At 60.7% G+C, this 1570-nt stretch carries 2 protein-coding genes; both read left to right on the top strand.

The features are described 5' to 3' along the window. The first annotated feature begins 63 nt into the window (after nt 1-63). Nucleotides 64-897, top strand: coding sequence for a nucleoside triphosphate pyrophosphohydrolase (gene mazG / locus DCO47_RS26730; protein WP_116659280.1), 834 nt, complete (start codon nt 64-66; stop codon nt 895-897). A 26-nt stretch (nt 898-923) separates the two neighbouring features. Further along, nucleotides 924-1466, top strand: a complete 543-nt coding sequence (locus DCO47_RS26725; RefSeq protein ID WP_016773645.1) for a DUF2058 domain-containing protein — start codon at nt 924-926, stop codon at nt 1464-1466. Nucleotides 1467-1570 lie beyond the last annotated feature (104 nt).

The raw sequence follows: 1570 nt of genomic DNA, 5'->3' as shown, positions 1-1570 counted from the left end.
AGACACGCCGCTTTCGCGAGCAGGCTCGCTCCCACATGGGATTTGTGGTGAGTCAGATAAATGATGTATTCACTCGAAGACCTGCTCCATCTGATGTCCCGTCTGCGCGATCCGCAGTTCGGTTGTCCGTGGGACATCAAGCAAACCTACGCGACCATCGTCCCGCACACCCTCGAAGAAGCCTATGAAGTGGCCGATGCCATCGAACGCGGCGATCTCGATCATTTGCAGGGCGAGTTGGGTGATCTGTTGTTTCAGGTGGTGTATTACAGCCAGTTGGCCAAGGAAGAAGGGCGGTTCGAATTCGCCGGAGTGATCGACAGCATCACGCGCAAACTGATTCGTCGTCATCCCCACGTATTCCCCACCGGCGATCTGTACGCGCCGCTTGACGTGCCGCGCTTGAGCGAAGCGCAGGTCAAGCAGCGCTGGGAAGAGATCAAGGCCGAAGAGCGCGCGGAAAAATCCGCGGCGCCCGAGCAGTTGTCGCTGCTCGACGATGTGCCGGCCACGTTGCCGGCACTGTCGCGCTCAGCCAAGTTGCAGAAGCGCGCCGGGCAGGTCGGTTTCGACTGGCCGGACGCCTTGCCGGTGCTCGACAAGGTCCGCGAAGAGCTCGATGAAGTGCTCGAAGCCATGTCCGAAAACGATCCGGTGGCGGTGGCCGACGAGATCGGCGACCTGCTGTTTTCCGTGGTCAATCTGGCCCGGCATCTGAAGGTCGATCCGGAAACCGCCTTGCGCGGCGCCAACGGCAAGTTTGAAAGACGTTTCCGTTTTATCGAACAGGCATTGCGCGACACCCACCGTCCCATGGAAGATTGCACCCTCGAAGAGTTGGACGCCCTCTGGGGCGAAGCCAAACGCCAGGAAAAGAATGAGCCCAGCTGCGGCTGAGCCGTTGCCCAAGTGAGTAAGCATTGATGAGCCTTTCCCTTCGCGACCAGTTGCTCAAAGCAGGCCTGGTCAATCAAAAGCAGGCCAAGCAGGTCAGCAAAGACAAGCAGAAGCAACAGCGTCTGGCCCACAAAGGCCAGGCCGAGCTGGATGATTCGCAGCAGCGCGCCGCCCAGGAAGCCATGGCCGAGAAGGTCAAGCGCGACCAGGAGCTGAACCGTCAGCAGCAGGAGAAGGCCGAGGCCAAGGCCCGCGCCGCACAGGTCAAGCAGTTGATCGAGGTCTCGCGTCTGCCCAAGCTGACCACCGAGGACTACTACAACTTCGTCGACGACAAGAAGGTCAAGCGCATCTCGGTCAACACGCTGATGCGCAACAAGCTCAGCAGCGGCTCGCTGGCGATCGTGCACCACAACGGCGGCTATGAAGTGATTCCCCGTGAAGCGGCACTCAAGATCCAGGAGCGCGACCCGCAGCGCATCGTCCAGCTCAACGTGCAGACCGAAGAGGTCAACGCCGAGGACGATCCGTACGCGGCTTATCAGATCCCTGACGATCTGATGTGGTAAGCGATTGTGGCGAGGGAGCGTGCTCCCGCTGGGGCGCGAAGCGGCCCCGCTCTTTATCCTGAGAGCAGGGCCTGCTGCGCAGTCCAGCGGGAGCAAGCTCCCTC

The sequence above is a fragment of the Pseudomonas sp. NDM genome (assembly GCF_003105095.1).
In the GTDB taxonomy this organism is placed as follows: Bacteria; Pseudomonadota; Gammaproteobacteria; order Pseudomonadales; family Pseudomonadaceae; genus Aquipseudomonas; species Aquipseudomonas moraviensis_A.
Note: the sequence above shows the minus strand (reverse complement) of the source record. Positions and strands in the feature narration are given on the sequence as shown.